Raw genomic sequence first — 12,918 nt, forward strand, 5'->3', positions numbered from 1 at the left:
CTGCTTTACAGAAGGGCTCCGCCGGAGACTTCGATGCGTTCGGCAGTAATCCAACGCATGTCATCGCTGACGAGTGAGGCGATGGCATCCCCAATTTCTTCCGGGTGGCCCACCCGTCCGAGTGCTGTCTGGGAGGCGAGCACCTTCCGAAGCTCGTTGTTATCCCGCATGGCTCCTCCATTGAAGTCAGTAGCGCTAGGGCCCGGGGCCACCGCGTTGATGCGGATCTTCCGTGGCCCTAGTTCCAGGGCGAGACTCCGAGACAGAGCTTCCACCGCCGCTTTCGAGGCGGAGTAGGCCGAGGTTCCCGGGCTGGCATGGCGGGTCAGTGACGTTGAGACGTTGATGATCCGGCCGCCATCGGACATGAGGGGCACGAGTGTTTTGATCAGGAAGAACGTTCCTTTGAAATTGGTCCCAACAACTGCGTCAAAGCTTTCTTCAGTGGTCTCTTCAAGAGTGCCGAACAGTCCGACTCCGGCGTTGTTGACGAGTACATCCAGCGTTTCCCGGTCCCAGCGTGACCGCAGAGATTCCTGCAACCCATCGGAGAAGCCTGGAAACGTCCCGATGTCAGTTATGTCCAGCGGTACTGCCATAGCGTCGCTTCCCGCGGACCGAATCTCATCGACGACGGCAGCTGCGGCTTCTGACCCGCTACGGTAAGTCACTACGATTTTCGCGCCCTTGGACGCTAGAGCCAGCGCGGTACTGCGGCCCAGTCCCCTGTTTCCACCCGTCACCAGCGCAACAGTGTTCTTCATTGTCTTCCTCATTCTCTGCTAGAAGGTAAATAAGTAAGTAGGTATTTACTTATATACTAAGGGTGAGATCGTTAATAGGCAACCAACAGGAAGGAAGGTCGATGGCGCAACGCGATGCGGAGGCAACGAAAGCCCGAATCCTTGAAGCGGCCGTGGAGGAATTTGCCAAGCATGGCCACGCCGGAGGGCGAATTGAGCGAATCTCCGCTAGCTCCGGCACTAATGTCCGCATGATTTACGCATACTTTGGCGGCAAGAGCGGACTGTTTGATGAGGCGCTGGCCGCCTCTCTTGGCGCCATGGCCGCGGCGGTCCCTCCTCGCGCCGAAGACCTTCCCGAGTGGGCCGGCGATCTCTTCGACTATCACCAGCGTGACCCCGCTGCACTTCGCCTCACCTTGTGGGCTCAGCTGGAGCGTCCCGAGGCGGCATCCGAACCCTTGCAGAGCTACATGGATAAGGCGTCGATGTTGTCCCGGACAGCCGCGGGGCCGCTGACCGCCGTCGACCTTCTAGTGGTGATCTATGCGGTCGCCCAAGCGTGGCAGCTGGCCCCTCTCGGACTGCTGAAAGCGAATCACGCGGATCCCGGCAGCGCAGGGGCCATGGCTTCCTATAGGCAGGCAGTCATTTACACTGTCAGGCGCATCACCACCCCCGAGTCAGCTACCCCCGGAATTTCGCCCCAGGAAGAGGTGCAGGCCAGCTAGGACCTACCGATCGAACCAAGCAGTCACCGTCGTTAGCAGGTCCCTTTAGCGGGCGCCGCGTTCGAGATCTGCCAGTTCGGATTCAAGTTGCCGGGTCAGGCTCCGCAGACGGCTGATGTGATCCTGGGACACTCGTCCTGGCTGTGAGGTTACCTGTGCGTCGACGTCGAAGACGGTGTTGGGGCTGTGCCACACATTGAACCATTCGAGGCCATGACCGAGCGCGTCACTGGTTACCCCCTGCAGCAGGAGCAGGGGTTCGCGGGCATTGGATTCGAGTTTTTGTGCAAGGTCGGCATCCGCCGCCACTGCCTGAACCTGCCGGGGTCCGCCTGCCGGGTGATAGCCGTGCTCCCGCATGAGGCCAAGAAGTGAAGCGTTTTCCAGCAACTCCTTGGTGAAGTGCGGAAAGAGGTCGCGGGGAACCCAGGTGCGCATGAACGCCACCGGGGTCTCTTCCAGGTAGCGGATGCGTTCGATTTTCCAGGTGTTGGTGGTGTTCAGAGCCTCTACCGCCGGCTCAGGCGGGGTGGCATGTTCCACGGAGATGACGTGGGTTCGGAGACGCTGGCCGTGCGCCGCTGCCTGCTCGTCAAGCCCTCCGGCCTGCTGCAGATGCCTTCGGAGGACCGGAGCGGCGGCCACCACGCTGCCCCGGCCGCGTTGGCGGCGGATCAGCCCGAGGTCTGAAAGTCCGGACAACGCCTGGCGTACAACGCTGCGGGAGACGCCGAACTGTTTCTGGAGTTCCTCCTCAGTGGGAAGCGGAGAACCGGGCAGCAGAGGCCGCTCCAGGATCTGCCGGTGAAGAATGTCGCGGATCTGCGCATGAAGGGGCGGCCCTTCCGTACGGTTCAGGCCGTTGGACCGTTCCCGGGGCTCTCCCCCGGTGGCTTGCACACTCACACTGACTCCTTTGGCTTCGAGCACATCATAGCCCGCCCGGGCTTCGCCCCACCCTTGACTGGTGATCCAACGCACATGTAATGTACGTACTAATTGTACGGACTTGATCCGTCGGCTGGAACATACAATGGCGTAGAAAGGTCGAGTAATGACGCAAATGCATTTGAGGTCCGGGCGTTCTCGTTTACCAATGTTTGCCTTCCTCCAGAAGGTGCCGGCAGGCATGATGCTGATCCCGCTCATGCTGGGCGTACTGATGAACACTTTTGCGCCCGAAGCCCTGAAAATTGGCGGTTTCACCACAGCGCTCTTCAAAGACGGGGCCCTGACGCTGATTGCGGTGCTGATCCTGGCCACCGGAGCCCAAATCACCGGAAGCCACAGCGGCAAGGCCGCCGCGTCCACCACCACGGTCGTCCTGGTCTGCAAGACCTTGATCCCGGCCACCATCGCCGTGATCCTGGGCCTGGTAGTCGGCATCGATGGCATCGCGGGGGTATCGATCCTGGCCATGCTAGCGATCTTTGGTAACAGCAACGGCGCTTTGTGGCTGGCCTTCGCCGGCCAGTACGGCGACGAAAGGGACACCGGCGCGTACGTGGCCAGCGCCTTTGACGATGGGCCCTTCTTGGCCCTGATCTTCCTGGGCGCATCAGGGCTGGGCGATATTCCCGTGCTCGCCTTCGCCGCGGCACTGATCCCGTTCATCATCGGCCTGTTCATCGGCGCCGTTGACCGGGAGTGGACGAAGGCCCTGGACCATGTTCCGAACATCGTGATCCCCTTCATGTCCTTCGCTGTTGGAACGGGAATCAACCTGAAAACCGTGCTCACCGGCGGATTCGCCGGGATCTTCCTCGGCCTGATCGTGGTGGTCTTCACAGGCGGCCTGACGTATCTCGGATACCGGTTCGTCCTCCGGCGCGGGTCCAAGAGCGGTATCGGGTTCGCGGCGGGCACCACGGCCGGCAACGCCGTCGCCGTACCTGCGGTAGTCGCCGTCGCAGATCCAAGGTTTGAACCCTTCGTCGCTTCCGCGTCAGCCCAGGCCGCCACGGCCGTTCTCGTGACAGCGCTGCTGGCCCCGATCGTCGCAAGCTGGGCTTTGAAGCGGGCTGGTGGTCTGCAGCCCGCCGATCCGGTACCGGCGGCTGTCTAAGACTTTCCTTGTACATCCCCTTGACGGACGGAGAAACCATGCGCGATCCGCGCTCGGTGCGATGCACCTACTACCTGGAGTCGGAAATCGACCCCGCAAAAGCCGCAGCCATCATGGCAGGCGAACAATCCAGCGGCACGTTCATGCCGGTTCCCGGCGAGTCAGCCCGAATCCGGGAGCGGCACGCCGCCCGCATCTCAGAGGTCCAGGAGCTCGGCTTCTGCCGCCCCTCACTGCCGTCACGGTCCACCCCGGAGAAGGTCCGCGCAGCCCTCGTCACGGTCGAGTTCCCGATGGAAAATATCGGCACCGACCTCGCCACCCTACAGACGGCAATCGCCGGCAACCTCTTCGAACTGGGCGATCTTTTCGCTTGCAGGCTGCAGGACATCGCCCTCCCCGAGGACTTTATTGCCGCCCATCCCGGCCCGGCTTTCGGCATCGAGGGGACGCGCAGACTTATCAGCGACGTTCAGGGCGTCATGGTGGGAACCATCGTCAAACCCAACGTCGGACTTTCGGAAGAGGAATTCCGGCTCGTAGTGCGGGACTTGGCCATGGCCTCCATCGACCTGATCAAAGACGACGAGTTGATGACCGACCCCGCGTACCTTCCCTTGGAACGCCGTGTTGCTGTCGCCACCGAAGAAATCCGTGCCGCAGAGCAGGCCACCGGCCACTCCACTATGTATGCGTTCAACATCACCGGGGACCTTGCCGGCCTCAAAAGGCGCCATGACCTGGTGGTCGAAGCCGGCGGCCAGTGCGTGATGCTGAATATCCCGGTCATGGGCCTTCCCGCATTGGCCCTGCTGCGCAGCTTCGCCGAAGTTCCCATCCACGGCCACCGCGCCGGCCTCGCCGCCTCGATGCGGTCCAAGGGCCTCGGTATGGACTACCGGGTGTGGCAGCAGATGGCCCGCCTCGCTGGCGCGGACCACCTCCACGCCAGCGGACTCGGCAGCAAGTTCTACGAACTGGACGAAGAAGTCGGCGCGAATATCCGCAGCCTGCTCCAGCCCTTGGGCCAGACCATCGCCCCGCTCCCCGTGCTGTCCTCGGGCCAAAACGTCACCACCCCAGGGCCCACTTTCGAGGCCGTAGGCTCCACAGACCTCATGATGCTCGCCGGCGGCGGCGTCGCCGCCCACCCGGACGGTCCCGGAGCCGGGGTGCGCAGCCTGCGTCAAGCCTGGGAAGCTGCCGTAGCTGGCGTACCTTTGCAGGAAGCTGCACACAAACGCTCCCACATCGGGGACGACGCCCTCCTGCACGCAGTTCAAACCTTCGGGAAAGGTGTCTGAAGATGCCCGCCTTCGGTTTCGTCGCCGACGACCTCACGGGAGCCGCCGATGTCCTGGCCCAGTGCCACCGCTACGGGCTGGAAGCAGTCCTCGTCATTGGCGATGCATCGCTACCCACCGACGCTGACGTCGTCGGAATCGCCGGGCCCGCCAGGTCCCTGGCCGGTGCGGCGTTCGATGCCTTAGTGAAACGGGACCTTGCCGCCATTGCACAACTGAACCTGGAAGTGCTGCTCTACAAGGTCTGTTCCACTTTCGATAGCTCCCCCACCGTCGGCAGCATCGGCCGTGGAATTCAGTTGCTGCATCAGCAGTTTCCCCTCCACGGCCCAATCCCCGTAGTGCCGGCCCAGCCCGGGTTCGGTCGCTACACAGCCTTCAGCAACCACTACGCGAGCTACGCCGGCAAGACCTACCGGCTGGACCGCCACCCCGTCATGTCCAGGCATCCCTCCACCCCCATGGCCGAAGCCGACCTGCGCCAAGTCCTCGCCGAACAGCTCGGCAGCGCCGCCCGGGAACAGGGTGCAATTCACTTGCCCACCTATGACGACGGGACGTTCAAGGACGCCTGGGCAGACCGGCGCCGGGACCCCGACGCACAGGCCTTCGTGGTGGATGCCGTGGACGAACAGCACATGGATACAGTCGCCGAAGCTCTGACCCGCGAGGGGCATGGCCATGGGCCCTCACTTGTTGTGGGCTCCGGTGGAATCATGGCAGCCCTTGCCCGGTCTCTTTCGGACCAAACTCCCCGCACCCCTGGCACGCAGCAGCCATCAGGACCCGTGCTGGCCATCAGCGCCTCCGCTTCCAGCACCACAGCAGAGCAGATCAACGACGCCGTCTCCCACGGTTGGGAGGACGCGCCGGTTTCCGCGGAGCTACTACAGGGTCACGACGCCGGAGCCCTGGCCGCGCTGGACCGGCACGTTTCAGAGGCCCTTCAGCTGGGCCGCAACGTGGTGGTCCACACCACCAGGGGTCCTGGAGATCCCCGGTACGGGGCGGCCAAACCGGCCGACCCCGGGTACGTTGGGGCATTGATCGGAGGGATCGCCGCCCGGATGGCCCACGCCGGACTCACCCGCGACATCGCCGTTTGCGGCGGCGACACCTCCAGCCACGCGCTCATCGCCATGGGCGTGCGACAGCTGCGGGTGTCTGACCAGTTCGTCACAGCCGGCCCCATCCTGCAGGCCGACGATGACTCCGCTGTGGGCGGGTGCAGGCTCCTGCTCAAAGGCGGGCAGGTGGGCCCCACAGACATCCTGCGCCGATTCGCTGGCCAGCTCCCCCGCTGACTCCCCCAACAAAACTCATCACCAGAACCAACGAAAGGCGGCCCCCATGCGGGCAGTAGTCAAAAACGCAGCTGAACGAGGCGTCTCGTACGTCACCGATGCCGGCGACCCCAAGGCAACCGAGGGATCGGTGGTCATCGAAGTCGGCGCCGCCTCCCTCTGCGGCACCGACCGCGAACTCTACGAATGGACCCCCTCGGCCCAGGCCTTCAACCTCAACCTTCCGGTGGTCCTCGGCCACGAAGGCGCGGGCACCGTCGTCGAAATCGGCCCCGGCGTCACCGGCCTCAAAGTCGGCGACCAAGTTGCCCTCGAAAGCCACCTGACCTGTGGCCAATGCTTCCCCTGCCGCACAGGCGACGCGCACACCTGCGAACGCACAGGCATCCTGGGCATGCACATCGACGGCGTCTTCGCCGAGTACGCCGCGGTGCCGCAGGACATCTGCGTCAAACTCCCCACCGGTCTGTCCCTGGAATCCGGCGCTCTTCTTGAAGCTGCCGGCGTCGCAGTCCACGCCATCCAACGCGCCAACTACTCCGTGGCAGGGAGGGCAGTTCTCGTCAGCGGAGCGGGACCAGTGGGCCTCGTCGTGGTGAACCTGGCACTGCTCATGGGCGCCTCCCATGTCATCGCCGTTGACCCCAACCCCTACCGCCGCGCCCAAGCCGAAAAGCTCGGCGCCACCGCGCTGCACCCCAACGACGGCATCGTTGAACGTTGCCGCGAACTGACCGGCCGTCGCGGCGGTTTCGATGTCGCCTTCGAATGCTCCGGAGCGCCAGGCACACTGGCCACCCTCTTCGAAGCCGTCCGCCGCGAAGCCACCGTCATCACCGTTGGACACCCCAGCCGACCGGCGGAAGTCGACATCGCGGCGTACATCAACAAAAAGGGCATCACACTGCGCGGCATCTTCGGCCGCCGGCTCTGGGAAACCTGGGAACAAAGCCTGCTGCTGCTGGACTCCGGAAAACTGGACCTCGACTGGCTCATCACCCACCGCATGAAACTCAGCCAAATCGACGAAGCCGTAGAGCTCCTCACAGGAGACGCCTGCAAAGTCCTGCTCATCCCGAATCTCAGCTGACTGGTACCTCAGGGGGCAACCGGCCTCGTCCGATGGTCCCCTGGGTCAGAAACAGAGGAAAGCGGGGTGTGCACATACAGTGCACACCCCGCTTTTCTTGTCCCATCGAGCACAAAGACTGCGGGTATACGGGAATCGGCCGCAACTGCGCCCTCCTCAGCGGCGGCCCGTGCGTGGCAACACCGCGAACGCGCTCTCGGCAATCTGGGTCAAGCGGGCAGGACTGTGGCCGTACGCACCCACCACATCTGTCCCGCGGATAACGGTCAGCAGGAGGTATGCAAGATCTTCAGCATCGGCGTCCGGATCGATGTCTCCGTTGCGCTGCGCCGCACGCACACACTCGGTCACCGCCGTCACGAGCACAGAGAAGCATTCAGCAGCAATGCGCTGCACCTCGGCGTCGGAGGCGCCGATCTCAAGAGCCATCTTGCCCGCAAAGCACGCAGCCGCCGCCCGGTCGGAAGCTGGGGGCACATCGTCGGCTAGAGGCACACCATGGACGGCGCGGAGCAGGTAGCTGTGGAGCCGTTCCAGTGCGCCGTCGTCCGGGCCGGCGAGAACCTTCGCCGGAACGTTTCCCAACCGGCTGAAGTATCCCGTCATCGCTTGTACCAGCACTCCGTGCTTACCCTCGAAAGCGGCATAAAGACTGCCGCGGCCCAAGCCGGTTGCTGCGCTGATGTCGTCCACACTCGTGCCGTTGTAGCCCGACTCGCGAAATTGCCGCTCAGCGGCATGGAGAACGTGGTCGCGGTCGAAAGTTCGTGGTCTCGCCATACAAACAAGATAGAGCACTTCGCTCATAGTTGACAAATCAGTACAGAACCTTCTACGTTATTGACTGTTCAGTACAAAAACGGCTGGCAACCCACCTCTGGCGCGATGAAGTCCCGCCGATGGCCGAAGGAATCACAATGCAGACATCAACCCCAGTGGCACTCGTGACGGGCGCTTCCTCAGGAATCGGGCGGGCAGCGGCACGTGCACTCGTCGACGCCGGCTTCGCGGTGGTCGGTACCAGCCGCAACGCGGCGAACGCCCGCCCGCTTGTGGGGGTGTCGTTCCTCGATCTCGATGTAGCCAGCGACGAATCGGTCCATTCCCTGGTCGAGGAGGTAATCGAGCGATTTGGTCGAATCGACGTCCTGGTCAACAACGCAGGAGTTGGCGCGATCGGTGCCGGCGAGGAGAGCTCGATCCATCAGACCAAGGAGGTCTTCGACATCAACGTCTTCGGCCTGATGCGGATGACAAACGCTGTGCTGCCCCATATGCGCACCCAGGGCAGCGGCCGTGTGGTCAACGTCTCCTCTGTCCTGGGTCTGATCCCAGCCCCCTTCATGGCCAGCTACGCGGCCACCAAACATGCAGTGGAGGGCTACTCGGAATCCATCGACCACGAGCTTCGCGAGCACGGCATTAGGGTGCTGCTGGTGGAACCGGCCTTTACAAGCACGAGTTTCGAGGCGAGCAGCCTTGCGCCGGATACTCCCCTGCCGGTCTACGCCGCGCAGCGGAAGATCTACCGAGACGTCCTGGCCACCGCTTTACGTACCGCTGATGACCCCGATGTTGTCGCAAAAGTGATCGTCGCTGCCTCCACGGACTCCAAGCCCACACCCAGATACACCGCCGGCTCGATGGCCGGACGCGTCACCGTCCTGCGCCGGTTCGTGCCCTCGCGCACCTTTGACAAACAGATCCGAAAGCTCAACCAACTGGCCGGCTGACACCGAGGCCAGCACCAGCATCTCCCGTCCGACCCCTCTGAGACAGGCTCACAACGCATGGACTTCGAACACGTCACCTTCGACTTGCCGCATGGCACTTTTCACGCTCTGCAGGGCGGTGACCCCAGAGGTCAACCGACGATCTTCCTGCACGGGTTCCCGGACCACCCGGCAACGGCAAAGGCGTTTCTCGCCGAGCTCAGCCGGCAGGGGCGCTATGTCCTCGCGCCGTGGCTACGTGGTTACGCCCCATCGCCGACCGCAGGCCCATTCGATTTCGCATCCCTCACCAGCGACGTGGTCGCACTGATCGACCAGTGGTCTCCCCAGCGACCGGTGGACCTCATTGGGCACGACTGGGGTGCTCTGATCACCTACGACACCACCGTCACAGCACCCGAGCGCATCAAAAGCGCAGTCACTCTCGCCATACCCCACCCCCTAACATTCATCGGCCGGCCCCGCCCCGCCCAACTCCGCCGGAGCTGGTACATGGCCTTCTTCCAGCTTCCCGGAAGCGGCATGATCGCCCGAGCCCACGACTTCGCCCTCATCGACCGCCTCTGGCGTCAATGGTCACCAAGCCTGACCCTCGACCGGGCTGTCCATGCGGAGCTACACGAGCACCTCGGAGCGAGCTTTCCCGCGCCCCTCAAGTACTACCGGGCGATGACCCGCCTGGGCATGCTGAAGGCTGCGCGCAGACTTTCCCATCCCATCACGGTGCCCCTCTTGCACATCCACGGCGCAGACGATGACTGCATCCTCCCCCCGAACGTGGACGACCGGCATCGGTACGCCGCGCCGCATGTGCGGGCGGTCGTCCCCCATCTCGGTCACTTCCTGCATATCGAAGCCCCTGAAGCGATCGCGGAACGGATCGCGATATGGGCAGCGAGTGGACCATCCGGCCCTCTCGGTGAAACCACCCCAATGGCCGTCCAGAACCCGAAAGGCTGACCCAAACCATGACTGAGATGACTCCTCCATTCGCGAGCGATGAACTGACCGAGGGCACTATCGACACGGTGGTGATCGGCGGCGGCGCCGCAGGACTGAACGGCGCTCTGATCCTCGCCCGCTCCCGCCGCTCGGTGGTTGTGATCGACGGCGGCGACCCCCGCAACGCGCCAGCGGACGCAGTGCACGGCCTCCTCGCTCTGGACGGCACGCCTCCATCCGAGATCCTAAGACGAGGACGGGAGCACGTGCGCCACTACGGCGGACGCGTCGTCCTCGGCAAGGTGGTCTCGGCCGAGCCTGCAGCCGCCTCAGCTGACGGGGATTTGCGGTTCACCGTCACCCTCGCCGACGGCCGCAGCATCACCGCCCGCCGGATTCTCGTTGCCACCGGCCTCACCGACGTGCTGCCGGACATTCCCGGGCTCACAGAGCATTGGGGGCACACCGTCCTGCACTGCCCGTACTGCCACGGCTGGGAGGTCCGCGACGAACCCATCGGTATCCTCGCCACCGGTCCGGTCTCCATTTCCCACGCGTATCTGTACCGTCAGCTGACCGGGGACCTGACCTACTTCACGCACGGCACCGAGCTGGACGAGGAAAGCCGCGCCCGCTTCGCCGCCCGCGGCATCCGCGTTATCGACACCCTGGTCACCGAGATCGTCAACGGCGACGACGGCGCCCTCGCCGGGGTTCGCCTGGCCGACGGTGAGGTCGTAGCCAGACGCATCATCGCGGTCCTGGCGCAGCTGCAGATCCGTGCCCACGGCCTGGAAGGTCTCCACCTACCCGTGCAAGACCTGCCGGACAAGGGCCGCAGTTTCGCCAGCGGCCCGGCCGGCATCACCGATGTGCCTGGGGTATGGGTGGCCGGCAACGCCACCGACCTGACCGCCCAGGTCGGGGCCTCCGCAGCGGCCGGCGCACTGGCAGGGGCCGACATCAACAGAATGCTTGCCATAGCTGACACCGACGCGGCCTTGCACGCGGCTGGACCGAGCAACACGTAGATCCGCGTGTCGACCAGCCCTTCCCTACCGGGCGCACCTAGCCCCTGATGGTTCGGCTCGAACTTTTCCAGCAAACATCATCGCGCCCCCTCACACATCTTCCGACTACAACTCACCCAAGCTGATGGAGAACACACAAATGACGGAACGCAATCCCATTCTGATCACCGGCGCTGGCGGCCAAATCGGCGGCGTGAGCAGGTTGATGGTCGACATGTTGCTCGAACAGGGCCACCCGGTGCGCGCATTCGTACGTCGGAAGGACGAACGAGCGCAGTCGATGAGCGAGGCCGGAGCCGACGTCTTCGTCGGCGACTTGCTCAAACCCGCGGACGTTGCCGCCGCGCTGAAGGGTGTCAAGCGCATCTTCTTCAGCATGACCCCGCAACCGTACTACGCCGACGCCCTCACTTTGATGGCCGCAGCGGCACGAGCCCAGGGCAACATCGAGGCCTTCGTGCACTTGTCCAACTACGAGCAGTCATACATGACGCTCGAGAAGATGACCGCACCGGAAGAAGAACGGCGTTCCTGGCTCGGCGGACTGGTCACGGACTGGTCACCGCAGCAGCGGGCGCATTGGATCTGCGAGCGGGTCCTGGACTGGTCCGGCCTCCCGACCATCAACGTGCGCTCGACCCTGTTCGCCGAGAACCCCCATCTGACCTGGATGCAGCTGGGCCCACTGAACAACGGTGAGCTGCGCCTGCCCTTCGGCAACCAGCGGCTCGCACCCATCGCCGTTCACGACTTGGCAGAGGTGTCCGTTAAGCTGCTGCTCGACCCCGCACCGCACATCTCGAAGTCCTACGAACTTACCGGCCCGGAGCTGAAGGACATGCACGGATTCGCTCAAGACTACGCTGACGCGCTGGGACGCCCGATCGTCTATATCCCTGAAGAGCTGGAGGAGTGGAACGAGGCCTTCCTCGACGATGCCGTCCTGCAGGAATCCCTGGGTGATCCGGCTATCGCCCGGCACGTGGCTGAGCACCTGAGGATCCAGACACGGCTGATCGCCAGCGGTCGGTACGATGTCTTCTCCGACCAACTGGAGACCCTGCTCGGGCGACCGCCACGGACCATGCAACTGGCACTGCAGAACAACGCCCACCTGCGCCAACTCGCTTCGGCCCCGAACCTCTGAGCGCCCAATCCCATCAGAGAGGGGGTCCAGCAAGGCACCCCGGCCGCCGTATTCACCTGTATAAGTTCGACTACACCGCGGTTAGGCCGCCGTCGACAGTGAAGATCCCGCCGGTTGCGTAGGTTGAATCGTCACTGGCGAGGTAGACCATAATGCCCTCCACATCTTGGGCTGTGCCAGCCCTGCCCAACATGGTCGAGTCCACCAGGACAGCGCGTTGCGATGCGTCCTCGGCAATGGTTCGAACGAGGGGCGTCTCGGTGTAGCCGGGGACTACGGTGTTTACCCTGATACCTTCGTCGGCGTAATCTGCAGCAACCACCCGGGCCAGGCCGTGGACCGCAGACTTGGTAGTGGTGTACGCGGTGAAGGTTCGTCCGCATGCAACCATCGCTGTCGGGCTGCCTGTGCAAATGATGGACCCGCCACGGCCCGAGAGTGCGCGGACCGCGTATTTGAGTGTGAGGAAGGCTCCTCGCTGGTTCACCGCAACTGTTCGTTCCCAAGTGTCCAGATCGAGGTCCCCTACTTTGGCGTCCAGCCCGAAGAGTTGGATCCCCGCGTTGGCCACCACAATGTCCAGGGGTCCATCCGCCGTCGCCGCATCAAAAGTTGATTTGACGCTGACCTCGTCCGAGACATCCATGCAGAGTGCTTTTGCGTTTGCCCCGCCCCATGGCTGGGACGCTTCCTCGGCCGCGGATGCATTGATATCCGCGAAATAGACACGTGCCCCTTCCCTGAGGAAGCGCTGAGCTACGGCGAGCCCGATGCCCGAACCAGCTCCGGTGACCAATGCGGTCTTGTTCACTAGTCGGCCTGACATAT

13 protein-coding genes are annotated in these 12,918 nt (G+C 63.7%); 9 read left to right on the plus strand and 4 right to left on the minus strand.

The genetic code is table 11. The features are described 5' to 3' along the window. Positions 1 to 5: 5 nt before the first annotated feature. Positions 6 to 764 carry an SDR family NAD(P)-dependent oxidoreductase gene (locus AR689_RS01320; protein ID WP_062065700.1) on the minus strand — a complete coding sequence of 253 codons (759 nt, stop codon included), beginning with the start codon at positions 762 to 764 and terminating at the stop codon, positions 6 to 8. Positions 765 to 865: 101 nt separating this feature from the next. On the opposite strand from AR689_RS01320, the gene AR689_RS01325 reads away from it, so the two are divergent. Beyond that, positions 866 to 1,474, plus strand: a complete 609-nt coding sequence (locus AR689_RS01325) for a TetR/AcrR family transcriptional regulator (protein ID WP_062065701.1) — start codon at positions 866 to 868, stop codon at positions 1,472 to 1,474. Positions 1,475 to 1,519: 45 nt separating this feature from the next. Here AR689_RS01325 and AR689_RS01330 read toward each other — a convergent pair whose 3' ends face one another. Further along, on the minus strand, positions 1,520 to 2,380 hold the full coding sequence (locus tag AR689_RS01330) for a GntR family transcriptional regulator (protein WP_231745396.1): 861 nt from the start codon (positions 2,378 to 2,380) through the stop codon (positions 1,520 to 1,522). Positions 2,381 to 2,570: 190 nt separating this feature from the next. On the opposite strand from AR689_RS01330, the gene AR689_RS01335 reads away from it, so the two are divergent. Genes AR689_RS01335 through AR689_RS01350 form a run of 4 tightly spaced genes read left to right on the plus strand, consistent with a single transcriptional unit; the run spans position 2,571 to position 7,237 of the window. Further along, positions 2,571 to 3,539, plus strand: coding sequence for a 2-keto-3-deoxygluconate permease (locus AR689_RS01335; RefSeq protein ID WP_286158868.1), 969 nt, complete (start codon positions 2,571 to 2,573; stop codon positions 3,537 to 3,539). A 38-nt stretch (positions 3,540 to 3,577) separates the two neighbouring features. Further along, on the plus strand, positions 3,578 to 4,843 hold the full coding sequence (locus tag AR689_RS01340; protein WP_062065720.1) for a RuBisCO large subunit C-terminal-like domain-containing protein: 1,266 nt from the start codon (positions 3,578 to 3,580) through the stop codon (positions 4,841 to 4,843). Between the two features lie 2 nt (positions 4,844 to 4,845). Continuing rightward, complete coding sequence (locus tag AR689_RS01345) at positions 4,846 to 6,147, plus strand: four-carbon acid sugar kinase family protein (RefSeq protein WP_062065723.1); 1,302 nt, start codon at positions 4,846 to 4,848, stop codon at positions 6,145 to 6,147. 46 nt (positions 6,148 to 6,193) lie between these two features. Beyond that, entirely contained in the window at positions 6,194 to 7,237 is a 1,044-nt protein-coding gene (locus AR689_RS01350) for a zinc-dependent alcohol dehydrogenase (protein WP_062065726.1), read from the plus strand. Positions 7,238 to 7,393: 156 nt separating this feature from the next. Here AR689_RS01350 and AR689_RS01355 read toward each other — a convergent pair whose 3' ends face one another. Beyond that, complete coding sequence (locus AR689_RS01355; protein WP_062065729.1) at positions 7,394 to 8,017, minus strand: TetR/AcrR family transcriptional regulator; 624 nt, start codon at positions 8,015 to 8,017, stop codon at positions 7,394 to 7,396. Between the two features lie 137 nt (positions 8,018 to 8,154). Here AR689_RS01355 and AR689_RS01360 point away from each other — a divergent pair, with 137 nt between their 5' ends. The 4 genes from AR689_RS01360 to AR689_RS01375 all read left to right on the plus strand — a co-directional run bounded on the left by AR689_RS01360 (position 8,155) and on the right by AR689_RS01375 (position 12,090). Then, on the plus strand, positions 8,155 to 8,970 hold the full coding sequence (locus AR689_RS01360; RefSeq protein ID WP_062066096.1) for an oxidoreductase: 816 nt from the start codon (positions 8,155 to 8,157) through the stop codon (positions 8,968 to 8,970). Between the two features lie 57 nt (positions 8,971 to 9,027). Further along, positions 9,028 to 9,930, plus strand: a complete 903-nt coding sequence (locus AR689_RS01365) for an alpha/beta fold hydrolase (protein WP_062065733.1) — start codon at positions 9,028 to 9,030, stop codon at positions 9,928 to 9,930. A gap of 8 nt (positions 9,931 to 9,938) precedes the next feature. Beyond that, positions 9,939 to 10,943 carry an NAD(P)/FAD-dependent oxidoreductase gene (locus AR689_RS01370; RefSeq protein WP_062065735.1) on the plus strand — a complete coding sequence of 335 codons (1,005 nt, stop codon included), beginning with the start codon at positions 9,939 to 9,941 and terminating at the stop codon, positions 10,941 to 10,943. A gap of 139 nt (positions 10,944 to 11,082) precedes the next feature. Beyond that, positions 11,083 to 12,090 carry an NAD(P)H-binding protein gene (locus AR689_RS01375; protein WP_197412778.1) on the plus strand — a complete coding sequence of 336 codons (1,008 nt, stop codon included), beginning with the start codon at positions 11,083 to 11,085 and terminating at the stop codon, positions 12,088 to 12,090. Between the two features lie 70 nt (positions 12,091 to 12,160). On the opposite strand, the gene AR689_RS01380 is transcribed toward AR689_RS01375, so the two are convergent. Then, positions 12,161 to 12,916, minus strand: coding sequence for an SDR family NAD(P)-dependent oxidoreductase (locus AR689_RS01380; protein ID WP_062065738.1), 756 nt, complete (start codon positions 12,914 to 12,916; stop codon positions 12,161 to 12,163). Positions 12,917 to 12,918 lie beyond the last annotated feature (2 nt).

Origin of the sequence: Arthrobacter sp. EpRS71 (genome assembly GCF_001512285.1) — a bacterium.
Classification (GTDB): Bacteria; Actinomycetota; Actinomycetes; order Actinomycetales; family Micrococcaceae; genus Arthrobacter.